This window comes from Paraglaciecola mesophila KMM 241 (genome assembly GCF_000315015.1).
GTDB lineage: Bacteria > Pseudomonadota > Gammaproteobacteria > Enterobacterales > Alteromonadaceae > Paraglaciecola > Paraglaciecola mesophila.
Map to the genome: position 1 here is coordinate 113,732 of NZ_BAEP01000075.1, position 23,234 is coordinate 136,965.

Sequence of the window (23,234 nt, forward strand, 5' to 3'; positions counted from 1 at the left end):
ACGGTGAAAGTGATTGATGTAGCGGTTGGGGTAATAAAACGCGAACAAGAGATATATATCAGCAAGCGAGCGGCCGACCTGCATCAAGGTGGTAAATGGGAATTCCCTGGTGGCAAGCAAGAAAGTGGTGAGACCTCAGCTCAAGCGCTAACCCGAGAGCTAAAAGAAGAAGTCGGTATTCAAGTTATCCATATACAAGACTACATGTTAATAGAGCACGATTATGGTGACAAATGCGTTCGCCTACATATTCAACTCGTCGATAAATTTAGCGGCGAGCCAACACATTTAGAAGGGCAAATAAGTCGCTGGGTGAACATTGCCCAATTGACCGATTTTGACTTTCCCGCTGCTAATGTCGCTATCGTTGCCAAGCTGCAGCAGGAATTCCTGTAGCGTGTTTTATTTAGCTAATCATAGTTGCTCTGTGTTCCTGCTTTAAGCGACTGATTTCATCTTGCGCTGATCGTAGTTCCCGCTCCATTTGCCGGCGAGAATCGATCATTTCATTGGCGATGGTGGCGAGATATTTAAACTCTGAGAAGCCCATGTTTTTCTCATCCATATGCTGGTATTCGCGCTTACAACGATAGAAAAACATCACAAAATTACTAAACGCCCGTTGCAACGTCAAAAAGCTACGCACCAGCAGAACGAGTAACACCACAGAGGTGCTAAGCATGATCATAATGCTCGTCATTTCTACACGCTGCTGAGCCTCATCTACTTGCTGCTGTAGCTGCTGATCTAAGCTATTAAAATTTTGCTCTACTAAATGCGCTTGATTACGAAAGCGCCCCTGAAGCCCGCTGTTATGATCTAGCCCTATATGGCGATAGGCATCCACTAATTGCATGAATTGTTGCTGATATCGAGTCAGCAGAGGCATAAGCTGGGCGTACATGGTTGCGGGCTGGGTTTCGATTCGTTGCCTTAGGGAAGAGTAAAGGTTCAGTTCTTTATCTACATAGCCCATGTCTTTGCGCAGCAGAAAATCTTTTTCAGCTCTGCGTATTTGTAACAGCAATTGGTGCATGTAGTGCAAATTTGCTTGGTCTATTTCGGCTTCTAAGGCGTGAGTAGCTTCTCTAAAGGCGCCTTGGTATCCGTTGTTTTCATCAAGCCCCATAGCCACTCGCATTTCTACTAGGGTGTTAAATTGTTGCTGATACAAAGGTAGGCTAGTTTGTAATTGGGTAAAGATGGCTTGATTCGCCGCAGATTGCTCATCTGCTGTCTGTATCGCGACTAACTTAGTGAGGAATTGATCCGCTTGCTGATTAAATTTATCCACATAGGTACGATCGAGGCGCAGTAAAAAGTCTTTTTCGTATCTTCTTAATTGTAAAAAATCTTGGCCTAAGCGTAGAAGAGACTTATTTTTCTCATTTAAATCAACGAGTTTTTGTGTGTAGTAAATTTGACTCCCTACCAATAGCAGCATGCCTAATACACACACTGTAATAATTAACACGAGGCGAGTTTTTATCGAATCTAAATGAATGGACACAACGAGATACTACAGTTGACTGAATTATCCGGACAGTTTGCCATTGTTATATGACGATTTTGTGTACACTAGGCTGTCAATTTAAAGTATGCGAGCCGCTAAAAAGCGGCTCTACTTGAGTTTGATAAATTAAGCGTTACTCGTTTACTTGAACACCGTTTTCACTGCCTGTGAGCACTACATCGGCCCCGCGCATTGCAAACAAGCCATTGGTGACAACACCAACAATGTTATTCAACTGTCGTTCTAGCTCAACAGGATTCAGTATTTTCAGATTATGCACGTCGAGAATGACGTTGCCATTGTCGGTCACCACACCTTGACGATACACTGGATCACCTCCTAGTTTTACAATCTCCCTAGCAACGTATGAGCGCGCCATAGGAATAACCTCAACAGGCAATGGGAAGGTGCCTAATACGCCGACATTTTTGGTATCGTCGATGATACAAACGAACTTCTGTGCTACCGCTGCAACAATTTTCTCACGAGTTAAAGCCGCGCCCCCACCTTTGATCATATGGCGGTGCTCAGTGATTTCATCCGCTCCATCAACGTACACTGACAATTGGTCAACCGAGTTCAAATCAAACACTTCTATGCCTAACGCTTTTAAACGCTCTGTTGATGCATCTGAACTGGATACCGCACCGATTATATTATTTTTTATTGGCGCTAAGGCCTCAATGAAGTAATTGACAGTAGAGCCTGTACCAACGCCTATTATGGAGTCTTGCTCTACATATCGTACTGCTGCTTGGGCGACTGCTTTTTTCTTATCGTCTTGATTCATCATGTTCTTCTTTGGGTCATTTGATGCGTAAAGTATACCCAAGGTAATGTTAGAAGCCAGAACCCAATGAGCATTAAGAACTGAAATGTACAGGCTGACCGTTAAGCATTGAAAAAGACAAAGGCTAAGCGCGATACACGGTTAGGTGTGGCTATAGATATGCGATGGAGTGATAATTTTGTGCATGGGGATATCCCACTTTTCATTTTTTAAACCGCTGCTTACTTTCTGGCAGTCGTGGGCCACCCCGTATATCTGCAAAGGTATTTCATGGCGTGTCACCGGAGCCAGCGTACGATCGTAGAAACCGCCTCCCATGCCTAATCGTTGGGCGCTATCATCGAAAGCAACTAACGGAGTAAAAATAACATCAAGTTTTGCAACGGGGACAATGTCACAGGCGTTAAGCTTTGGTTCGAGTATGCCAAAGCGATTTGTCTGCATTTTACTGTTTTGTCGGTAGTGCACGAAAATGAGATGCCCTTTGCAAAAAGGGTGCAACACGGGCAAGCAAACGGTTTTGCCCTTCAACCAAGCATCGTTGATTAATGGGTTCAATACGATTTCGCCATCTTGCGCTAAATAACAGGCCACAACGCGGGCATTTTGATATTCAGTCAAAGCGCAGCACTGCATCAAAAGTTGCTCGCTAGCAAAAGTCTGCTGAGCTTGGCTTAAGTTATTTCGCTCGTGGCGAAAGTGTCGTCGCAATTCATTGCGTTTATCAGGTACTGGCATGCTAATAAAAACTGAGGTGACGAGTGGAGAACATCATATTCAATCATCGTTTTTTTTGTCAGAGTTTTTGCTGTTTTATTGGATTTTGCATGGCGTTTGTTACTGGCAAAGAGACTGCACCTGTGTGTGCAGTCTCAATAAAACAGCCTAAGGCTTAGTAGGTGTCTAAATAAAGCTTGGTTAGACGCTCTTTATCTACTTTGACTGCCACATCAATCTGCTGCGCCTCAAGCCAATGAGGGCTTGCAGTCGTGTTTTCAGGAGCAACGGTAGTTTGCCCTATGTTCAACGGGTCGGTAGATACACGCGCGTGACCACGAACAATTTCGAATAAGCTTGGGTCAACCAAATGTGCAATAGGCATAGCATCATGGAAGAAACACACACGCTCTTCACGGTTTTGCGAATAAAAGTCCATGTAGAACTGCGCCGCGTCGTGAACAAACCCACCTAATTTGGCATTGTTATCACGTAAACCTTCTAAAAATGCAGGTTCAAAGGGCAGTGTCATTGTCACATCTAAACCGAACATGGTGAGATTCCAGTCAGCAGCAAATACGATCTCTGCCGCGTAAGCATCGTTCCAAATGTTGGCTTCCGCAACCGGTGTAACATTTCCAGGTACAAAAGCAGCACCACCCATAATAGACACGCCTTTTAACAGCTTAGGCAGTTCAGGCTCTAAACGAAGGGCTAATGCCAAGTTACCCAGAGGGCCAATGGCAACAACGGTGATTTCACCAGGGTGCTGGCGCGCCATATCAACAATAAATTGCGCTGAGCTACGAGGATCTAACGCTCGTTTTGATGGTTCAGGGCAAACGTTACCGAAGCCATCATCGCCATGAACAAAATGCGCATAAGTAGACTGAGGGCCAACCCATGGCATACCCACACCTTTACATACTGGAATATCTACTCCGGCCATTTCGCACAAAGTAAGCGCGTTTTGTGCAGCCATTTCAACGGGTACATTGCCATAAACGGTCGTTAAACCAAGTACGTCAATATCTGGAGATTGAAAAGCGAAAAAGATCGCCATTGCATCGTCGATACCCGGATCGGTATCAAGAATAATTTTATGACTCATACAGTCCTCGTTGAATATAATTTAACTATGATGTTTGGCAAGAAAACGATTAACTTGGTCTTCGTCCGGTATGGATTGCGCCGCCCCAACTTGGGTTACTGCTATGGCTGATGCTGCACAAGCTCTGGTCAATGCGACTTTCGCTTCAGTATGTTCACTGTACGCAGAAAGAAAGAAACCAATAAAGGTATCTCCAGCGGCCGTGGTGTCAACTGCGTCAACCACAAACGCATCAACTTCGATTCTGCGGCCGTTTTTGAGCATGCATACGCCCGCTTTACCTAATGTAATAATCACTTCACAGTCAGGCCAATTGGCGGCGAAATACTGCTCCATAGCATCAATGTCACTATGACCGGTAATTTCTTGGGCTTCTACTTCATTAACGATAAGTAAATCGATACAGTTAACAGGTAACTGTTTGACAGATTCTGTCATAGGGGCTGGGTTGAACGCCACTTTTAAGCCCGCTTCTTTGGCTTGTTTAAGTACTTCGTCAATTGAGCTGGTTTCATTTTGCGTTAGCACCCAATCGCTTGATTTGGCGCCATCAAGCGCGACCATCACATCTTTTGCGGTAATTTCATGATTTGCTCCGCCGAACAATACGATTGCGTTTTCCCCTGATGGGGTAACTTGGATGATGGCATGGCCTGAAGGGGCTTCTGTGCACGCAACATACTTGCAGTTGATGTTGTGCTTGATCATGATTTGCTTGAAGTTGGCATCCGCTTCATTGATGCGGCCAACGTGGCGCACTTCTGCTCCAGCCTTTGCTAATGCAATAGATTGATTCGCACCTTTGCCGCCCAGCAAGCATTGGTAATGCGTTGAGGCTAGAGTTTCACCAGGTTGCACAAAGTGCTCGACCTGATAAACATGGTCCACATTAATAGAACCAAAGTTAATAACAGCCATATAGCGTAATTCCGAAAGTTAATATCATTTTGGCGGTATTCTAACCGAGAAATCGCGTATATGTCCTAAATAAGTAACAAAATACCAGCCTTTTTTACTTTCGGAAGGCAAATATTCGTTTCAGTAGCGGCCTCTTTGAAACAAATGGTTCTTGGCTAACCATAAATAAACGAACCGACACCGTCGCCCCGTGCCCCCAAGGCCACCAAGCGAGCATCACGTCCGGACGCTCAGTTTCTTCAGAGTAATACAGCCTCTGCTTTTTGCTTAAAACAGCGTACTTACCCGCTAAGTGTTTCATTAGCATTGGCGCTTGTTTGATATTCTTCGCATGCCACTCAACCGCATAATGTTTTTTGACGATTGCATTGACTTGAGCTGCTTTATCCGCGGAAAACTCAGCCAAAAGGGCACGATTGAAGTCATCGTATTTCCATTTCACCACGCCATTAAGTGCATCAACGATAACGGCACCCCGTTGGCGTATTACTGATTCTTGATTCATGAGAGCCACTTATAATCGCGATTAATGTTACACGTAATAATGTGCATATTTTTTCATCCTTGAATTCAAAATGCATTAGGGTAATGAAAATAAATATTCATTAAAAAATATTCATAAAAAAGTGTGCAGGGAAGGGTGTCTCCCAAAATGCCGCTGTTCGGTGTTCGCCCGTGAACCGAAAGTTCAGGGCGGAAGTATCATCATTGCCGTAGGCGTCTCGATACGAGCCGAGCTTGCACAATAGCGATGGAATCAACTTCCTAGGTAAAAAGCATCGGCCAGGGACATTACTGAACTGGCAAACATTCCAGGAGACATAGCACATACTCATTGTTGAGCATGTTTTGAACCAAAATCGTTGGCTTTTACCGCAAAAGCAGTAGTAACCGCGATTTCAGAGCCATTATAGTATGGGACGGGGGGCAGTTGTCCAATTTCATTTCAGCAAATGCTGAATTACTCCTGTGCTTAACATGACCTGATTTGCCCATGATGTTAGAATTACACCATTAACCAAATGAGATAACGCTTTGAATACTGAAGAACAAAAATACGAACAGATTACCGCCGCGCTTCAGCGCAATAATATTCTGGCCAGCGCCGCAGAAGTACAAGGCGTGTTTTGCGGCATGCTAGGCGGTGGAATGCCCTTAGAATCTCAAGATTGGGTTGAAGCCATTGCCGACTTTGTCAATCAAGGTGAGCCTTTGGCAAAAGAAGTACAGTCATTATTAAACGAGTTGTACAACGAGACCTGTCAGCAATTGGTAGAAAGCGACTTTTCTTTGGTGCTGTGTTTACCTGATGATGCTGCCCCCATTAATGAACGTGGTCAGGCACTATTAGAGTGGGTTCAAGGGTTTATGCTCGGCTTTGGTTTACATCAAGACGATTTAACTAAATGCTCACCGGACGTGAAAGAAGCCTTAGAAGATTTCGCCGAAATCGCGCGTATGGACGAAGAAATGGCCGAAGGTGAAGAGTTTGAGCAAGCTTTATTTGAAGTGGTTGAATATGTGCGTGTCAGCGCAATGTTGTGCTTTAACGAATTAGGTAAGTCACCTGAAGAGCAGCAAAGCCAACCCAAGACGGTGCATTAAGCTTACTTGCCTTATGATAGAGTTCGATAAAAACGAGTTTGCCCAGCGCCGACAGAAACTGCTTAATAAGATGCTGCCCAATAGTATTTGTGTCGTGCCAAGTAGTGCGTTAGTGACGCGAAGTCGTGACACTGAGTTCCCGTTTCGCCAAGACAGTTACTTCGAGTATTTGAGCGGCTTCCCCGAGCCTGAAGCCTATTTGGTACTCACCAACTCCTGTGATTATCCGAACGGCTTAAGTGTACTTTTTTGCCAAGGCAAAGATCCCAGCGTAGAAATGTGGCAGGGCAAACGTATTGGGCCGCGAAAAGCCAAGCGCGATTTTGGTTTTGATATCGCTTTTGACAACGAAGAGTTCGATGAGCGCCTAATTGAATTAATGAATGGCCAAGAACAGTTGTATTTTGCCTTAGGTGCCAATCAAGAATGTGAAGAGCGTGTATTAGATTGTGTTGAACAGCTTCGTAGTGCACCAAAGCAAAGCCAAGCAGCGCCTTCGAGTATTGTTGACCCCCGCGCGCTTTTAGACGAGATGCGTTTGTTTAAGTCCCCATACGAGCAAAACATTATGCGCACGGCTGGGCAAATTAGCGCTCAAGCACATATTCGCGCCATGGAGTTTGCTAAACCCGAGCGCTTTGAATACCAATTAGAAGCTGAACTGCACCACGAATTTGCTATGCAGGGGGCTAAGCACCCAGCCTATAGCACCATAGTGGGCAGTGGCGAAAACGCCTGTATTCTACATTACACCGAAAACAGCGCTGAACTTAAAGAAGGTCAGCTCGTACTGATTGATGCAGGCTGTGAATTAAACGGGTATGCCGCTGATATCACGCGTACCTTTCCTGTGTCAGGGAGTTTTTCACAGGCGCAGCGCCAATTATATCAACTGGTGCTAGACGCTCAGTTAGCTGCCCTTGAATATATAAAACCTGGGCGCACTATCAGCGCAGCAAGTGCGGCGGCAATAGAAGTCATAACAGCTGGATTAATCGACTTGGGTTTACTCAAAGGCAGTGTGGCAGACAATATAATGGGCCAACATTACCGCGCCTTTTTTATGCACGGTTTAAGTCATTGGCTTGGGCTTGATGTGCACGACGTAGGTAATTACAAAGTTGCTGATAGAGATAGGCCTTTTGAAGCTGGGATGGTGCTAACGGTAGAGCCAGGCATTTATGTAGCAAGTGATGCGCCTGTAGCCGATTGTTGGCGCGGGATAGGTATTAGAATTGAAGATAATGTACTGATCACCGCTACAGGGCATGAGATATTAACCAAAGGTGTGCCCAAAGAAATCTCAGAAATAGAAACGTTAATGGCGGCTAAGTCTGTTAGCTAATCCTATTAGCGTTACGTTCACTTTTTAGGACAGCAATAAATGCAAAGTTATGATGTGGTTATCGTCGGTGGCGGAATAGTTGGTTTAACCGTTGCGCTAACATTGGCGAGTGGTGAGCTGGACGTAGCGATTATTGATGCGCAGTCAAGTGACACGGCACTTGGCGATAAACCTGAGCTACGAGTCAGCACTTTTACCTTAGCGACCCAAACCGTAATGCAAAATTTAGGGGTTTGGCCTTTACTTGCGCAACAGCGGCTATGCGCATATGAGCACATGTCGGTGTGGGACCAAGACAGTTTCGCCCATATAGGTTTTTCCCATACCGAGATAAAACAAGATTATCTTGGTCATGTAGTAGAAAATCAAAATCTAGCGCTTGCGCTGTGGGAAAAGGCAGAGCAAAGCCCTCACATTACTGTTTTGGCTCCGAACAAAGTCAGTAAAATGGTGTTTGGCCAGCAAGAGAGCTTCTTAACACTCGATGATGACACCATGTTAACGGCTAGGCTGGTGGTTGGTGCTGACGGTGCTAACTCCATGGTGCGGCAAAAAGCCAACTTACCGTTAACATTTTGGGATTACGAGCATCATTCGATTGTTGCCACGATTAAAACCGAAATGCCTCACGATAATACTGCTAGGCAGGTGTTTACCCCGAAAGGACCATTAGCCTTTTTACCCCTGTGGGATGCGCATCATTGCTCAATTGTTTGGTCTCAGCAGGAGCCTGCCGCCACAGCATTACTCGCTTTAGATGATGCCGCTTTTGTAAAAGCGCTGATGGCTGCGTTTGATATGCGTTTAGGCATATGTGAGTTGGTCAGTGAGCGCAAGAGCTTCCCGTTAAAAATGCGCTACGCGCGCCAATGGGTAACAGATAGAGTGGCGTTGGTTGGCGATGCTGCGCACACTATTCACCCCTTGGCGGGCCAAGGTGCAAACCTAGGAATTATGGATGGTGTGGCCCTAGCCGAACAGGTTATTAAAATAGCTGAGCAAGGTAAGGATATTGGCTTAACCAAAAACTTACGTGCATATGAGCGCTGGCGCAAAACTGAAGCAGTGAAAATGATTGCCACCATGGAGTCGTTTAAACGCTTATTTGATGGGGCTAACCCAGTGCAAAAGTTAGTGCGCGACATTGGCCTTAGCACCATGAACCACTTACCCAAAGCAAAACAGAAAATTGTTCAGCAAGCCGTTGGACTTGGTGGTGAACTACCCCACTTAGCGCAGAATAAACTGACAAGGGAAGCGTCTTAGGACTAATACTAACTAACAAGGAGAGTGCATCTATGACCCCAGCAATTAACTTACTCATAAAGCAAAAAGTGGCCCATGAAGTGTTGCAATATGAACATGACGCAAGTGCAGAGTCCTTCGGTTTAGAAGCAGCAGAAAAGCTCAACCTTGCGTCCAATTTGGTCTACAAAACACTTGTTGTAAAGCTAGACTCGCAAACATTGTGCGTCGCCATTTTACCTGTGGAGCGAATGTTAAGTATGAAGCTACTGGCCAAAGCCGCTGGGGCCAAAAAAGCACAAATGGCTGACAAAGCAGAAGTGGAACGTGTGACCGGATATGTGCTTGGCGGCGTGAGCCCGTTAGGACAAAAAAAGCGCTTGATGACGGTAATCGACGAATCAGCCCAAAAGTTAACGAATATGTACGTCAGTGCGGGTAAACGCGGGTTAGAAATTAACTTAGCGCCTCAAGCGCTTATCCAACTACTATCCGCTCGCTTCGCTCCATTATGTCAGTAGTCTGTTTCGCTTAGTCAGTAGATTGCTCCACTATGTCAGTAAATCACCAAGTGAAAAATACAAAAATAGAATACGTTGAAGGCTGTCTAAGTGACATTTTGCTCGTTAATACTCAAATCCCAGAGTTTGATAGGCGTATCACCCGGGCCGACTTACAGCTGAGGCTGAATAAGAAGACGCATTTGCTTCTTGTGGCAAAAATTAATGGTGGTGCGGTGGGTTACAAACTCGGTTATGCATTATCTTCAAGCGTGTTTTATAGCTGGTTAGGGGGTGTTATACCCGCCTACCGTCAAATGGGTATTGCGTCTTCATTATCCCAGCAGCAAGAAGACTGGGCACAGAAGTCAGGTTATGAACACGTTGAGGTTAAATCCATGAATCGATACCCAGCGATGCTGCAACTATTGATCAGTAGTGGATATCGAATTACCGGCTACGAAGATAGGGGGGATGAAAATAAGAGTAAAATTTGCTTCAGTAAGACGTTAACTAAGCAAAATGATTAGCGCTTAATTGCCTGAGGAATAAAACTCACTTTTTATTTACTCGACGTTCACTTCTTTTCATCGCTTATAGCCGATACTTCAGTGCAGCTAGATACATTAACTCACACTTTTTCACTCGCGTACCAACTCCATCGCGTGCTATCTTTAAGGCTGTAAGTTATAAGTCAGTGGCATCCATTTTTATAAGGAGTACAGATTCGCCTCCCATTTTTTAGTAACACTCCCAAAACGTGTTGGGTTAATATTTGACCCAAACTCCATGACTTTTCTTTTGTAGGAGCCATATGAGCGAATTAATCCCAGTTTTTATTTTCTTTTTTGCCGTTATCGATCCCATTGGTAGTGTTCCCGTTTTTATTGCAACTACTACAGGTTTTGATGCCAAAGCCAAACGCCATATTGCTTATAAGGCGATCATTGCAGCGACAGGGATATTGCTCTTTTTTATCGTGGCCGGTGAGTACATTTTGTCAGCTATGGGGATCCCACTCTCAGCATTTGAAATTGCCGGAGGGATTGTGTTGTTCTTGTTCGCCCTGACGATGATTTTCGGTGAAGGTAAAGCAAGCAATGAATTACGCATGGCCAAGTCAAAGACTGAGACAGCGATTTTTCCGCTGGCGGTGCCGTCTATCGCAAGCCCAGGTGCTATGTTAGCAGCGGTAATGTTGACTGAGAATGATCGATACTCCTTGGCTGAACAAGCAACGACCACAGGGGTGATGCTCACCGTACTCGTAATTACCTTAATTTTACTGTTAGCAGCAGCGCCTATTCACCGTGTTATAGGTAATGGTGGCGCGAATATCGTTAGCCGCGTTATGGGACTCATTTTGGCATCGCTGGCAACGGCTAGTATCTTAGAAGGTATCAAGACGTACTTCTCTTTGTAGTCTTGTCACTCACTTCATTTTAGCTAAATGACGTGTTCAGTCGTTTGCCTAGATGACTTTTAGTTAGATTAACGTAAGCGGCGTATTAACCATAATGCACTGAGCATAAGCACAAACATAGCGAACGGTGCGCCTTTATTCGGTGTGACGTCACGGGGCCTCGAATTGGTTTTTGCCGAGGAGTTTGCTACCGCATGACTCGCCCAGTGTTTAACTGCTTGCTGGGCCGCCAACCACGAGTTTGGCGAATACACATATCGGTACTCTTGTGCGGTAATAGCATTACTTACCCCTCTCTCAATCTTAGTGCTATTAGGTAGACTATCCTGCTGTGTTGAAGCCAATATGCGATACCAGCCTGTCGATTCTGGCCAGTAATGAGCACACGCAATGTTAGGTTGATCTTTACGTTGATTTAACATCAAAGGTTGCTGCGTTAGCTCGTTACTTTGCCCTTGGGCATATTCAATTGAGACTTGAACGTCTTTATGCCTAATACCGATACGCAAACAGGCGTCGACTTGGTTTCGTTCAAATACCAGTCGTGAAGCGTTCTCTTTTAGCCAATAAATCGCATCTGAATTGCGCGCAATGTGCTTTATGAGATAATGCCACAGCCGTTCATACTCACCGTTTGTTTGGTTCAACTTCCACTCATAGGTGCGGGGTAATAACGTAATAGCAACTTGGCCTAGCCCCAGGGAATGCTGCTTGACTAGCGCTCGCCCATTTGGTGCTTTCAATAATGTTTCAGCCTCTTCATCATCAAATCTGAACGCCCCAATGCTCAAGGTTAAATCAGTCGATGCGGGCACGGCTTGTGTTGCTCGCGGTGCAAACTGCTTGGGGTAAACAATCGAAAATTCATCGGCGGCTTGTTTATCTTCGCGCAGTGCTGGCAATTTCAAGCGCTTTGTTATGTCTTTAGTCTCTTCTAAAACCAAATTACTATCAGCGAACAAGAAGAGGCCTAGGCCGCTTTCTACCGCTTGCTGTAAACGTAGCGCTTGGTCTTTTGACAAATTGACCAAACTGCGGCCATCCATAAACAGGATATCAATACCAGCTAACGTCTCTGCTGAATAAAAATGGTCATCCTGTTGAGTCTGGCCAGTTGAATTAGCGTCTGGGGTAGGTTGATTAATGTATTGGCGTAGGTAAGCGTCTTGGCTTATTTGAGTGGTGATAGTAACTGCGCTACCAGATGCGCTAATCCAATCTTTAATATACTTGGTTTCAAAAGAAGGAGCTGATTGCCAAATAGCTGAGCGCGGAGATGTGTTGATTTGTGCAGTGCTCAATGGTGCGCCCAGTGAGTCATTCTGCGTGACCGATACGGTAATATAATTCTCTTCTAACAAGGTGTCAGTGGTTTTGTCACGTAACCTTAAAGGGTAGCGCCACTGTCCAGCAGCTTTAGGGTGAGTTACCAAGCTAAAAACTTCGCCACGTTTTAATGAAATTTCTTGTTCAATTTCGCCGCTTGGACTGACTAATTGCAAAATATATGGTTTTACACCGCTTGGCGCTGCATCATCCTCACTTGCCTCGCTATCGCTTCTACCAGATAGCGCGCCGCTAATGTGTAATGCCTGCCCAATTTGTAGCTGTTTCTGCCAAGATATATTCACAATGCCCAAGGTTTCAGGGCTTGGCATAAACGTGACTCCCATCTTGCTGTTTTCAGGAGTACCCCAGTTATTCGTTGCTAAAAATAATGTTTGCCACTGCGCTGGGCTAAGCCCGTCTCCGAGTACGACCAGCTCACTCATATCTCCGATGGCATGCGCTAATAAGGAAGGGGAGGGTATATTCTGAGCATCATCAAGCTGTAGCTCACTTTTTAAATCAAACCAGCGCTGGGTATATTTTTTATTTGAATGCAGCTGAATCTGGTTTTCAAACGTTGCAAGCATCTCTGGGGTGGTGCCCTTTGTCACTAAAACCGCACGCTCAATGTGCGTGGTGCTGTTTTTTATATCAAGCACTGTGGCAAGCAACGCCACAAATGCCAAGGTATTGATACAAACTAAACCTATTGCCAAAGGTGCGCTGATACTAGCTGCTTGTTTATTTAATCTTAGGGACCCCCGTAGCATCAAAACGCTACTGGTTAGCCAAGCCGTGAGAAACGCAACACCGAGCACAATACATAAAAGCAAGGGCATACCCTGAGGTGTGGCAAGGGTGTAGGTGCCTACTTGGGCTAATGTCCAGCTCATTGGGTTTGTTGCTCCAATCTAAACTGAGTGAATTGTTTTATCCCAGGCTGTGTGTTTGTGTATCGCCTAGCTGGCTGCTGTGCTTGATAACGAGCTGGTGGCAATAAATGCCAGAGCTGTGCGATTAAGTTATCTACACATGAGCGGCATTGACGAGGCACTCGTTGGTTACTGCTCTGTATTTGCGCCAAAGCACCAAGCGCTTCAATCACTTCTGGGTTGCTCTCTAGCAGGGTATTGAGCAAAGCATCAACTTTGTGCAGTGCATTTTGCTCCTCTGGAGTGAATGCAATATTGGGTTTTAAAGCAGCGTTTAGTATTAAAATTGCTTGGTTTAATGTGCGAATGTCCGTTTCATTTTCAACGATAGGCATGCGCAATACATTATTTTTGATGTCTGCTAGCTCACCTTGGTAGCGGCGCTTTTCAGTCACTGGAGGTGGCTCAAACCCAAGACGTTTTACATAAATACGCTCAGCTTTTTTGGCGCGATTTAGCCAAATTAGAGCTTGTTCTTCATAGGGTAACGCATCTAGAGGGCGGTTTAAGCGTAACTGACTTTCTGCTTGCCACATATACCCGATAGCACGTTTCATCATCACTCTCGGATTTTGCTCAATTCCCCCTTGGGTTTTAAAAATGGCGACATCGGTTTCACCATGAGCATGGCCAAATTGCTCAATAGCGGTTTGATAGCCTGATTTATCTTGCGTGCTGTCATGCTCACCTTCGTGTTGATGTGGAGCATGACCTTCTGCAGCGTGTTCATCATCCTCGTCATGTTGCTCATGTTCTTCATTTGAAGCGTGCTCGTCGTGCTTTTCATCTTGATGTTGGCTGTCACCGTCTTCCATTGAGCGCGTGATCCCACTGACTTCATCCCCAACAAACTGGCCGTATTTGTGTTTCAAATCAGCCTGTGCCACACCTAATGCTTGCGAGGTCTGGTTGAACTCTTGTTCGGATAATGCCGAGTGCTGATGGTATTTATCGCCTGAGTCTAGTTTTTCGCCCGAGCCTAGTTTGTCGCGCTGGCTTGATTGGTTACGACGAGCAATAAGCGCTTTGGTGTCGATAATGATTTGCCGCTGGCTTTTAAAGTAGGCGGGCATGTTATCAATCACAGCACCTTCGCTGAAAACCGATTCAACATCTTCATCTAGCCAGCGAATGATTTTTGTTGAGGATTGTGTGAGTTGGGGCTGGGTTTCGCGGTTGTCCCACGCTTTAACACTGAAATACAGCTCGTCACCTGGCTCCATGCCCAGCGCAGTCAAATTCCACTCTTTACTATGCAGCTGCATACCATCATCATTATCAGTGTTATTCACAGTGCTGACCGTATCAAAGGTAAACACGCTATCGCGAAATTTAACTGCCTCCCCTGAGCCTTTCGCCACCGAAGCCAAAATCTTCACTTTACTCAACCCAAAATCATCACTGATTTGAACCTGGGTGCTAAGCGTCGGCTCAATGCTTTCGCTTTTTGTTTGAATTTCAGTAATGGTTGCTTGAGGCCTTAAAAAGGTGATTTTTGGGGGCGTATCTGCAATCACCTTAATGCTGTGCAGTGCAATATTACGTTGCTGGTGATCCAAAACTTGATAAATCGATGAGCGGTGAACCACTTTGCTAAGCGTGTACCGGCCATCAGGCAAACGGGTTAAAGGTAAATTCTCGTCGCTCATTTGCAGTGAATAATGCTGACTTTGAGGGGGATTTTGAGACGAAAACGTCAATTGCCAATGCACTTCGCTTCCTGCAAGTATCTGCGCATCTAAGGGCTGAGGTTGATTGCTTTGGTAACCATGAATACCAAGTGCATAGGCAGGTGGGTCCACTGTAATGGTTGCATCTATGAGTTGGACCGCAGCGGTCGGGCTATCTTCCTCGTTTTTATTCTCTGTGCTCGGGACGCTGGCGTTTGGCGCGTTTTGCATTTGTTTAACATCCCACAAAAAGTACCAAATAGATAAGCAAAACAGAGCTGTGATCAAATTAGCCATCAAGGTGGGTTTCAAAGGATAGCGGGGCACTAAATCTACCTGCGTATCTTCATGCAATTGACTCAATGCGTGAGCAGTACGCTGATATTGTAATCGTTGCAGCACTGTAGGGGGTTCCTGTGTGCTTTCTAGTAAAAGCTCGCAGCTTTCTTCGAGTGAAGGGAATCGGCGGTTGAGATCCTTAGCCAAATTGCTCAGGGTAATTGCGCGATATGAGGGGCGATAGAAAGCGAATACCGCGCATGCACCTACAGTCATTAATAAAATCAAAATGGCTATCGCAGGTTGCACGGAAAATATAAGGGCTAAGGCGACTGCTACCAATATGATAAGAGGGAAGCATTGCAACAGATGTTGAATGAGTTGCCGCCTTTTGCTCTTATTCAAAAGCGCTTGCAGCCTGTTTTTCACCTGTACTGGTTTTTCTTGGTCGAATACGTCTTTTAACTGCGCCATCAGCTGGTTGCACCTCTGGGTAACGACTTCCCTCGGTATTCGCTCAAAACGCGCTCAAGACAAAAAGCGCAAATAAGAAAGCTCAGCAACCAATAGTGTATTTGCTGGTCTCGTTGAGGGTTCAGCTGTGAAGCTAACTGCTGGCCGGTTAAGCGTTGGCTGGGCATGCTTAACATATAAGATGAGGCTATTTGAGCTTTACTCACTGTTGCTTGGATAATGTATTGTTGCTGATAAAGTGCCTGATTCAACACGTTATCCAAAGTGTAGGGGAAGTCCGGTTGCGTTACCCAATTCGTCCAGCTTGGTTCCAAGCGACTATGAAATGTCAAAATTTGACCGGCTTTATCTTCATTATTTAAGGTGTCTTTTTGCCGTGTTTCGGCTTTTGTTAAGAAAGGTTGCTTATCAGCTGTTTGCCATAATATCTTAGTTTTAATGTTTTTCATTTTGCTGGCTAGAAATGCAGGCTGACCTATTTTATTGATAAACACGTTGTCGCCTTCAGAGCGAGGTAAAAGATAGCGTCCCCCGCTTACTAACTGCTCTGTAGCAGTTACAAACAGCTGACCACCTGCTTGAACATATTGCTCCATCGCTTTTGATAAATCCGCACTTGGGGCTGTGTCACCTAGGTAAAATACCCAAGCATACGGTTTAAGTTGAGCCGCTTTAATAGCGGATGTTGTTAATGATGTATCTACTGCAATATCACGGCTTTTTTCAGTGCTTAAGGCGTCAAATGCCGCTATTAAATACCGCGACTGTATGTGGTTTTTTGCGGAAGATAGCACTAATGTTCTGGATTTTAGTAGCGTATTCGCGCTGTTTTTAATCTGTACAATGTGCCAATTCACTGTGTCATGCATGGCAGGTTTATCACCATTAAATTGGGATAATCGGTCAGTGGTAAATACATGCACGTTATTCGGCGTTATCGATGGATGTAAAAACATGAAGTCAGCCACTTTTTGCCAAATCGATAAAGGGGCTTTTGCTTCCGTGTCTTTTTTTGTGCCGTTGCCATTTGCTGAAACGAGTTTGTTTAGTAAACCGGCTGTTAACAGGATTTTGTCGTCTAACGCCTCGTTTTGTCTTTGACTCAATAGGATTAATCGACTTGAGGTATCACTTTGCGCTTGGTTAAAGGCGTCTAATAAGGTTCGTTTATCATTGTTTTGAGCTGATTGTAGCCAATCTTGACTGACTAAAAAGTAGTGCGTTTCACTGTCATCTGCTGTTTGCTTGATGCACTGAGCTAACAACAAACTCAGTAGCAATAGAATGAGGATCCGTAACAACAGCAATAGCCATTGGCTGAGGCGCAGGGCATTGGGCACGGTGCTTTGCCTGAAAGGAATAAGTGCGTATTGGGCAAAAGAGATCAACGGCGCTTTGCTTTTGCTGAAAAAGTGAATACCGATAGGGATCGCCACGGCTAGCATGCCCAATAACCACAAAGGGGATAGCAGCATATTGCTCAGTGCGCCAAACATGCCCGTCATGATCATTTAACCCGTGCGCGAGACGCTAGGTAGGCGTGCACGCTTTTGTCGAGAGGCTCGTCGATATTAGCCCTAAAAAGCGTAATGTTTTGCTGCGTTAGTCGCTCTTTCAAATCAGATTGATGTTGCTTATACGCTGCTAAATATTGCGTCTTTACTTCTGAGCTTGATACCAGTCGCTGCTCTTTCGTTTCTGGGTTTTCGACTCTTATAGCTCCTTTATAAGGGAAGTTAAGCTCATCATCGCAGACGATTTGCATGGCTACAACTTCATTGTGGCCGTAATTTAATGGTTGAATAAATTCTAAAATTTCTTGGTTGTGCTGTATGAAATCACTGAGCACGAAGATTAAACCCTGTGGGTGCACCTTGCCTAGCTGGCGCTCAAGACTCGCTTTGCTGGGGAATTGCTTACCAACAGTTAATTGGCTTAGGGTTAGCATCAATTTATGCCAATGTTGCTGACCTGTACCACAGGGCAGAAAGTCGATGTGTTGATCTGATAACCCAATAACCCCTACAGAGTCCCCTTGTTGCTGTGCAATATAAGCAATGGTGGCCAGAAAATAGCGGGCGTAATCTAGCTTGTGCCAGCCATTTTTCGCTTTGCTGACGGCAGATTGTTGCAGCATGGACAGGCTGGCATCCAGCACTAGCCAAATTTGGGTATCACTTTCACGTTCAGCTTCACGGACAAAATATTTGTCTGAGCGGGCAAACAGTTTCCAATCCACTTTGCCTAGTTCATCCCCGGGCTCATAGCTGCGATATTGACTAAACTCGATGCCCGAGCCTTTTTGTACACTGGTATGCTGACCATGAAGTACGCCATCGGCCACGGTTTTTGCGACTAAGGGCATGTCTTTCACGCGAGAAAGCGTTAGCGGGTCAATCCATTGTTGCATGTTTAACCCACGCGACTTGAAGAAGCATTCGATGTCAGCGGGCTGTTAGGGAGCGGGGTATTTTTGAGCAAACTGTCTATGACCCCGTCAGTGTCCATATTTTGCGCCTGAGCTTGGAAGTTAAGCAATATGCGATGACGCAGAACGCCATGGGCAACCTTTTGAATATCGTCTAAGGTCACGGCAAATCGCTCATTGAGCAAAGCATTCGCTTTGGCGCACAACACCAAAGCTTGACCCGCACGGGGCCCAGCACCCCAACGCACAAAGTCTTTAACACTTTGGTTGCTCGTGCTGTCTGGGCGGGTATTGCGCGTAAGCTCACTGATGTATGCTAATAATTCGCCAGAGATATCCACTTGGCGCACTAAGCCCTGTAAGGTCATAATATCTTGGGTATGCAGTACCTCATTTAACGTGACCTGTTGAGTGCCAGTGGTGCGCGCTAAAATTTCGATTTCTTCTTCAGCGCTAGGGTAGCCTACTCGCACAAACATTAAGAAACGATCAAGCTGAGCTTCCGGCAAAGCATACGTGCCAGACTGTTCTACTGGATTTTGCGTGGCCAATACGAAAAAGGGCTTCGGCAGCGGGTAAATACTCCCCGCGTAGCTGATGGTGCGCTCTTGCATGGCTTCAAGTAATGCAGCTTGGGTTTTAGGCGGTGTACGGTTAATTTCATCTGCCAATAAAATATTGGTAAATACGGGACCTTGCTTAAACTTAAAAAAACGCTCGCCGCTGTCGTGGTCTGTTTCCAGTATTTCTGTGCCTATGATGTCGCTGGGCATTAAGTCCGGTGTGAATTGAATACGTTTGTAATCTAGCTCTAAGGTTTTCGCTAATGAACTGACCATCAGCGTTTTGGCTAAACCAGGCGCGCCTTCGAGCAAGCAATGGCCACCGGCTAACATGGCGACCAGCAATTGCTGCACGACTTCTCGCTGACCGACAATCACCCGGGCGAGCTCATCGGTGACATCAGCAAGCTTGCTCAGTAACTGTAAAACCTCTTTCTCAGATAGCTCACGTTCCTGAAACGGGAAACTGTTTGTGGTGCTCATGGTCATATTGCCTTTATTCTTATGGATAGTTCGGGCGCTTTATTGTCTTGATGGTTTACGCTGTCATAGCGTACACCACGATATTCACCGCAAATTTCGTGTTGTCTTCTTTAAGCCAGCGCTTGTTACGAAAATCGTAATCCCATTCGCAGCCTAAGTCTTTGTTGCTGTATAGCACGGCTATTTTACCGTTAACGATAATGGCTTTGAGGTAGTTGTGAACCAAGTCATCACCCCAGCCATTGAGCTCAATAGAGGTGCGCGGTGGGCCATCAAAGGTAAAAAATGCGCTGTAAATTGGGTGATCGTTAGGAATTTTTTGTAATGCATCTTCCCCAAACAGACTGCTCATTTGCGCTTCAAAGGTTTTAGCGAACATGCCGTCTATATCGTGATTGCAATCATCTACGAATACGAAGCCACCGTTTTCCACGTACTGTTTAAAGTTTTGTGCTTCAGCGTCACTAAATTGCACTAGCCTGTGGCCCGCCATATAGCAAAAGGGCGCTTTTAGCATCTCAGGGTCGGACAACGGCACAATTCGCTCTTTAATATCCACTCGCAAACTCGTGTATTCAATCAATGAATTGAGTACATTGGCGGGCATACGCTCGTCAACTTCCCAATCACCTGACTCGTAGCTTAAACGGGTAAAATAGAAGTCAAATTCTGTGCTTTGCGCCCATGAATAACGCCCACTCAAAAAAGCCTGTGTAGTAAAAGCCACGCAAGCATTTTTAATAAATTGTCGACGATGCATATTCATGAATTACCACGCAAAGTAGAAAATCGTTAGTGAACGTCTTAGGCCCGAATGGGCCTAAGAGCAGCTGACTTATACCGCGTCAGACAAGCTGCTGAAGGTGAAGTCGCGAATTTTCATCGGCGGTATCATGCTGCCTTCAATTCGCTGTGGTTCACCCAGCGCTTCAATATTGTTAAGCATAATGATCGGGCTTTCATTGAAACGGAAGTTCTTGATCGGATATTTGATCTTGCCGTTTTCAATGTAAAACGTGCCGTCTCGCGTTAAACCGGTATACAGCAAGGTTTGCGGGTCAAGGGCGCGTATGTACCACAATCGCGTAACGAGCACACCACGGCGTGTGCTTTTGATCATGTCTTCAAGTGATTGGTCGCCACCGCTCATAATAATATTGCGATTCGATGGGATATATTCACGCTTGGTGTGTTTCGCCCAGTAGGGGGAATTAGGCATGTTTTTGATGGTGCCGTCTTTTATCCAATCAATCTTATTGAGTGGGTAACCGTTACCAGCAAAGGGAGCACTAGGAGCAATAGCATGTTGAGGGTCAGAATAAATATGCACGCGCTCGTCGAACATCTTTTGAGCCAATTTGTTTTTCGGGGCGTCTTCACCTTCTGCAGCCTTGTTACTCAAAAAGCTGCGTCCTTCATCGGCTGAACGTTGATCAAACGCACGCATCATATTTTGCAATAAATCGACGCTCGCGGCTGGCTCAAGAATAACCGTGTATTTGCCTGGTTCCATTTCCTTGGCATCCGCTGAGCCTTTCGATTTTTGAATCGCAATAGACGATAACTTAGCCGTATCTAGCAATTTTACATCGCTGTAGTTGCCTGATGCCCAGCCTGAACCTTTGCCATCTTCGGTACGAATAGTCACCGAAAAATCGACATTGGTAGAGGTGTTATAAGCGAACAGGCCTTTGCTGTTCATAATGGCGCTCATCTCTACAGCATCTTCTAAAAAGCCAGCTGCGATAAGCTTGTTCTTTTTTGAGGGGGCGATGCTATCAAAGGCGGCTTGAGCACGATCCTCAGGAGTGACAGCTGCCGTAGATTCAAAATAGGTATTGGCTTTGGTATATTTTTGTGGGGCAAATACCGGCATAAATTCTTCGTTTTCCGGTGCCAGTTTGGCCAGTTCTTCAGAACGACGGACGACTTTTTCAAGGGAGGCGTTGTCAAACTCATTGATAGTGGCCGTGCCTGTGCGCTTACCAAAGGTAGATTGCACGATAAGAATAAGGTCGCTTTCTTGACCTGAGGTAGATACCGTATTACGGGCATAGCGAATGTTGCCGCCCACTTTGCTTTCTAAGTTGCATTCGCATTCATCGGCTTTTGAGAATTTAAGAACCTTGCTCAGCAGCTCTTTTGCGTGTTGTTGGGTAATAATAGTCATAATCTTCTTCCTTCTAAGTGAGCTGCTTAAACGTTGCGCGCTGTGTTAATCACGTTAATGTTGTCGAATCTCGTGGTGGGGCAACCATGAGAAACCGCGCTCACTTGTGAAGGCTGGCCTTTGCCATCAAAGAACGAACCGCCCACTCTGTAATCTGATTTGCCAGCTAACTGACTACAGCTATTCCAAAACTCTTGGGTGTTAGATTGATACGCCACATCTTCAATTTGATCGACAATTTTGCCGTCTTTAATTTCATAAAATAACTGGCCGCCAAACTGGAAGTTATAGCGTTGCTGATCGATAGAATAAGAGCCACGCCCGGCAATATAAATGCCTTTTTCAACGTCTTTGATTACGTCATCGGCAGATAAGTCTTTCTCATTCGGACGCAGCGATACATTCGACATACGTTGGAACTGCACATCGCGCCAGCTTTGTGAGTAACTGCAACCGTGGGACTCTTTTTGCCCAAGCATATGTACTTGGTCGCGGGTGGCTTGATAATTCACTAACACGCCATTTTTGATCAATTCCCATTCTTTGGTTTTAACCCCTTCATCATCAAACGCCACATTACCTAAGGTGTGCGGTTGGTTCTTATCTGCATATAAATTAACGATGTCTGACCCGTACTGGAAGTTACCGCTTTTCCATTTATCCAAGGTCGCGAAGCTAGTACCTGCGTAGTTCGCTTCATAGCCTAGTACGCGGTCAAGCTCTAACGGGTGACCAACGGATTCATGAATGGTTAGCATCAAGTGAGCAGGGTCTAGTACTAGGTCATACTTGCCAGGCTCTACAGATTTGGCTTTTAATTTGGCTTGCAGCTGTTTACCGGCGGCTGCGGCGTCTTCAACCATATCGTAGGAATTATGGTAACCGGTGTTTGCGCCTTGAATGCGCACTTTGTCTTTTTCTAAACCATCTAGGTATTCATACCCCATGCCGACAGGGTTACCTAATGCTGAGCGTTGTTTGAAGCCATCTTTGCCTACTGCTGTGGCAGTGAAAGGTGCCCATAAGCGATGAATATCTTGGTCGATGTACGAGCCATCAGTAGATGCAAAGTACTTTTGTTCATTCACTAAGAACAAGCGTGAGCTAATAAAGCTTGCGCCGTTTTGCATAGCGGCATCATTCACTGACAATAATAAATCGACCTTTTCTTGAATTGGGACTTCCATGGCATTCTTTTTGATAGGTGTTTGCCAGCTGACTTCACCAACTCCTTTCACAGGAGCGAGTTGCACAGGTGTGGTTTGAAATTTAGAGTTAGCCATGGCAACGGCGACCGCTTGTTCAGCGGTTTTAGCCACGCTGTCTGGTGTCATGTTTGACGTCGACGCAAAGCCCCATGTGCCGTTCGCAATAACACGTACACCTATACCAGCTGATTCTGTGTTAACGATATTATCGACGCGGCTTTCGCGGGTAGTGACGAATTGATTTAAATAACGGCCAATGCGGGCATCGGCGTATGTGGCGCCTTTTGCTTTGGCGGCATTTAAAGCGATATCAGCAAGCTTCTTTTTATAGGCTACGTCCATCGGTTTATCGAGTAGTTGGTCAGCTGAAATAGCCACCCCCGATATGGGTAGCATAAGGGTGCCCATTCCGGCACTACCTAATTTAATAAAGTCGCGTCTTTCCATTTGCTCTGTCCCCTGATTTAGGTGTTGTATTGGTTATATTTTTAAACTTTCTAAGAAGTCTTTTTGCATTTACCTGTTTATATA

21 protein-coding genes and 1 other RNA gene are annotated in these 23,234 nt (G+C 45.4%); 7 read left to right on the forward strand and 15 right to left on the reverse strand.

Going from position 1 to position 23,234, the window contains the following annotated elements; all coding sequences use genetic code 11:
- Window positions 1-3 precede the first annotated feature (3 nt).
- A complete protein-coding gene (gene mutT, locus GMES_RS18350; RefSeq protein WP_006994276.1) occupies window positions 4-396 on the forward strand; it encodes an 8-oxo-dGTP diphosphatase MutT in 393 nt (130 codons plus the stop codon).
- 10 nt (window positions 397-406) lie between these two features.
- Here mutT and GMES_RS18355 read toward each other — a convergent pair whose 3' ends face one another.
- The 7 genes from GMES_RS18355 to ssrS form a co-directional block, all read right to left on the reverse strand.
- Window positions 407-1,444 carry a hypothetical protein gene (locus tag GMES_RS18355; RefSeq protein WP_006994277.1) on the reverse strand — a complete coding sequence of 346 codons (1,038 nt, stop codon included), beginning with the start codon at window positions 1,442-1,444 and terminating at the stop codon, window positions 407-409.
- Window positions 1,445-1,646: 202 nt separating this feature from the next.
- Window positions 1,647-2,303, reverse strand: a complete 657-nt coding sequence (gene rpiA, locus GMES_RS18360; RefSeq protein ID WP_006994278.1) for a ribose-5-phosphate isomerase RpiA — start codon at window positions 2,301-2,303, stop codon at window positions 1,647-1,649.
- A gap of 141 nt (window positions 2,304-2,444) precedes the next feature.
- Window positions 2,445-3,041 carry a 5-formyltetrahydrofolate cyclo-ligase gene (locus GMES_RS18365; RefSeq protein WP_006994279.1) on the reverse strand — a complete coding sequence of 199 codons (597 nt, stop codon included), beginning with the start codon at window positions 3,039-3,041 and terminating at the stop codon, window positions 2,445-2,447.
- 154 nt (window positions 3,042-3,195) lie between these two features.
- Window positions 3,196-4,131: a nucleoside hydrolase gene (locus GMES_RS18370; protein WP_006994280.1), complete on the reverse strand. Its 936-nt coding sequence runs from the start codon at window positions 4,129-4,131 to the stop codon at window positions 3,196-3,198.
- A gap of 21 nt (window positions 4,132-4,152) precedes the next feature.
- Entirely contained in the window at window positions 4,153-5,049 is an 897-nt protein-coding gene (locus GMES_RS18375) for a ribokinase (RefSeq protein WP_006994281.1), read from the reverse strand.
- A gap of 94 nt (window positions 5,050-5,143) precedes the next feature.
- The gene (locus GMES_RS18380) at window positions 5,144-5,554 is read right to left on the reverse strand and encodes a hypothetical protein (RefSeq protein ID WP_006994282.1); all 411 of its coding nucleotides are present in this window, start codon (window positions 5,552-5,554) and stop codon (window positions 5,144-5,146) included.
- Window positions 5,555-5,689: 135 nt separating this feature from the next.
- A non-coding RNA gene (ssrS, locus tag GMES_RS22325) (6S RNA) lies at window positions 5,690-5,871 on the reverse strand.
- A 213-nt stretch (window positions 5,872-6,084) separates the two neighbouring features.
- On the opposite strand from ssrS, the gene GMES_RS18385 reads away from it, so the two are divergent.
- From GMES_RS18385 to GMES_RS18410, 6 genes are all read left to right on the forward strand, one after another.
- On the forward strand, window positions 6,085-6,654 hold the full coding sequence (locus GMES_RS18385; protein ID WP_006994283.1) for a UPF0149 family protein: 570 nt from the start codon (window positions 6,085-6,087) through the stop codon (window positions 6,652-6,654).
- Between the two features lie 13 nt (window positions 6,655-6,667).
- A complete protein-coding gene (gene pepP / locus GMES_RS18390) occupies window positions 6,668-7,999 on the forward strand; it encodes a Xaa-Pro aminopeptidase (RefSeq protein ID WP_006994284.1) in 1,332 nt (443 codons plus the stop codon).
- Between the two features lie 39 nt (window positions 8,000-8,038).
- A complete protein-coding gene (locus GMES_RS18395) occupies window positions 8,039-9,265 on the forward strand; it encodes an FAD-dependent monooxygenase (RefSeq protein WP_006994285.1) in 1,227 nt (408 codons plus the stop codon).
- Between the two features lie 32 nt (window positions 9,266-9,297).
- Window positions 9,298-9,765: a Cys-tRNA(Pro) deacylase gene (ybaK, locus tag GMES_RS18400; protein ID WP_006994286.1), complete on the forward strand. Its 468-nt coding sequence runs from the start codon at window positions 9,298-9,300 to the stop codon at window positions 9,763-9,765.
- A gap of 32 nt (window positions 9,766-9,797) precedes the next feature.
- A complete protein-coding gene (locus GMES_RS18405; RefSeq protein WP_006994287.1) occupies window positions 9,798-10,274 on the forward strand; it encodes a GNAT family N-acetyltransferase in 477 nt (158 codons plus the stop codon).
- Window positions 10,275-10,558: 284 nt separating this feature from the next.
- Window positions 10,559-11,167: a MarC family protein gene (locus GMES_RS18410; protein ID WP_006994288.1), complete on the forward strand. Its 609-nt coding sequence runs from the start codon at window positions 10,559-10,561 to the stop codon at window positions 11,165-11,167.
- Window positions 11,168-11,235: 68 nt separating this feature from the next.
- On the opposite strand, the gene GMES_RS18415 is transcribed toward GMES_RS18410, so the two are convergent.
- The 8 genes from GMES_RS18415 to GMES_RS18450 all read right to left on the reverse strand — a co-directional run bounded on the left by GMES_RS18415 (window position 11,236) and on the right by GMES_RS18450 (window position 23,150).
- Complete coding sequence (locus GMES_RS18415) at window positions 11,236-13,389, reverse strand: hypothetical protein (RefSeq protein WP_006994289.1); 2,154 nt, start codon at window positions 13,387-13,389, stop codon at window positions 11,236-11,238.
- Window positions 13,386-15,851 carry a DUF4779 domain-containing protein gene (locus tag GMES_RS18420; RefSeq protein ID WP_006994290.1) on the reverse strand — a complete coding sequence of 822 codons (2,466 nt, stop codon included), beginning with the start codon at window positions 15,849-15,851 and terminating at the stop codon, window positions 13,386-13,388. Before GMES_RS18420 ends, GMES_RS18415 begins: the two co-directional genes overlap by 4 nt.
- Entirely contained in the window at window positions 15,851-17,356 is a 1,506-nt protein-coding gene (locus GMES_RS18425; RefSeq protein WP_039987829.1) for an N-terminal double-transmembrane domain-containing protein, read from the reverse strand. The genes GMES_RS18420 and GMES_RS18425 overlap by 1 nt, the downstream gene beginning before the upstream one ends.
- A 2-nt stretch (window positions 17,357-17,358) precedes the next feature.
- Complete coding sequence (locus GMES_RS18430) at window positions 17,359-18,261, reverse strand: DUF58 domain-containing protein (protein ID WP_006994292.1); 903 nt, start codon at window positions 18,259-18,261, stop codon at window positions 17,359-17,361.
- A 2-nt stretch (window positions 18,262-18,263) separates the two neighbouring features.
- Window positions 18,264-19,325 (reverse strand): AAA family ATPase, encoded by a 1,062-nt coding sequence (locus GMES_RS18435; protein WP_006994293.1) that lies wholly within the window; start codon window positions 19,323-19,325, stop codon window positions 18,264-18,266.
- 55 nt (window positions 19,326-19,380) lie between these two features.
- Entirely contained in the window at window positions 19,381-20,091 is a 711-nt protein-coding gene (locus GMES_RS18440) for a DUF4159 domain-containing protein (RefSeq protein ID WP_006994294.1), read from the reverse strand.
- 69 nt (window positions 20,092-20,160) lie between these two features.
- Window positions 20,161-21,495 (reverse strand): TldD/PmbA family protein, encoded by a 1,335-nt coding sequence (locus tag GMES_RS18445; RefSeq protein ID WP_006994295.1) that lies wholly within the window; start codon window positions 21,493-21,495, stop codon window positions 20,161-20,163.
- Between the two features lie 26 nt (window positions 21,496-21,521).
- Window positions 21,522-23,150, reverse strand: coding sequence for a TldD/PmbA family protein (locus GMES_RS18450; RefSeq protein WP_006994296.1), 1,629 nt, complete (start codon window positions 23,148-23,150; stop codon window positions 21,522-21,524).
- Window positions 23,151-23,234 lie beyond the last annotated feature (84 nt).

Bases quoted from the DNA above. Each gene is read 5' to 3' on its own strand.
- GMES_RS18355 (WP_006994277.1), bottom strand. From the start codon at position 1,444: ATGCTGCTATTGGTAGGGAGTCAAATTTACTACACACAAAAACTCGTT.
- rpiA (WP_006994278.1), bottom strand. From the start codon at position 2,303: ATGAATCAAGACGATAAGAAAAAAGCAGTCGCCCAAGCAGCAGTACGA.
- GMES_RS18365 (WP_006994279.1), bottom strand. From the start codon at position 3,041: ATGCCAGTACCTGATAAACGCAATGAATTGCGACGACACTTTCGCCAC.
- GMES_RS18370 (WP_006994280.1), bottom strand. From the start codon at position 4,131: ATGAGTCATAAAATTATTCTTGATACCGATCCGGGTATCGACGATGCA.
- GMES_RS18375 (WP_006994281.1), bottom strand. From the start codon at position 5,049: ATGGCTGTTATTAACTTTGGTTCTATTAATGTGGACCATGTTTATCAG.
- GMES_RS18380 (WP_006994282.1), bottom strand. From the start codon at position 5,554: ATGAATCAAGAATCAGTAATACGCCAACGGGGTGCCGTTATCGTTGAT.
- pepP (WP_006994284.1), top strand. From the start codon at position 6,668: ATGATAGAGTTCGATAAAAACGAGTTTGCCCAGCGCCGACAGAAACTG.
- GMES_RS18395 (WP_006994285.1), top strand. From the start codon at position 8,039: ATGCAAAGTTATGATGTGGTTATCGTCGGTGGCGGAATAGTTGGTTTA.
- ybaK (WP_006994286.1), top strand. From the start codon at position 9,298: ATGACCCCAGCAATTAACTTACTCATAAAGCAAAAAGTGGCCCATGAA.
- GMES_RS18405 (WP_006994287.1), top strand. From the start codon at position 9,798: ATGTCAGTAAATCACCAAGTGAAAAATACAAAAATAGAATACGTTGAA.
- GMES_RS18410 (WP_006994288.1), top strand. From the start codon at position 10,559: ATGAGCGAATTAATCCCAGTTTTTATTTTCTTTTTTGCCGTTATCGAT.
- GMES_RS18415 (WP_006994289.1), bottom strand. From the start codon at position 13,389: ATGAGCTGGACATTAGCCCAAGTAGGCACCTACACCCTTGCCACACCT.
- GMES_RS18420 (WP_006994290.1), bottom strand. From the start codon at position 15,851: ATGGCGCAGTTAAAAGACGTATTCGACCAAGAAAAACCAGTACAGGTG.
- GMES_RS18425 (WP_039987829.1), bottom strand. From the start codon at position 17,356: ATGACGGGCATGTTTGGCGCACTGAGCAATATGCTGCTATCCCCTTTG.
- GMES_RS18430 (WP_006994292.1), bottom strand. From the start codon at position 18,261: ATGCAACAATGGATTGACCCGCTAACGCTTTCTCGCGTGAAAGACATG.
- GMES_RS18435 (WP_006994293.1), bottom strand. From the start codon at position 19,325: ATGAGCACCACAAACAGTTTCCCGTTTCAGGAACGTGAGCTATCTGAG.
- GMES_RS18440 (WP_006994294.1), bottom strand. From the start codon at position 20,091: ATGAATATGCATCGTCGACAATTTATTAAAAATGCTTGCGTGGCTTTT.
- GMES_RS18445 (WP_006994295.1), bottom strand. From the start codon at position 21,495: ATGACTATTATTACCCAACAACACGCAAAAGAGCTGCTGAGCAAGGTT.
- GMES_RS18450 (WP_006994296.1), bottom strand. From the start codon at position 23,150: ATGGAAAGACGCGACTTTATTAAATTAGGTAGTGCCGGAATGGGCACC.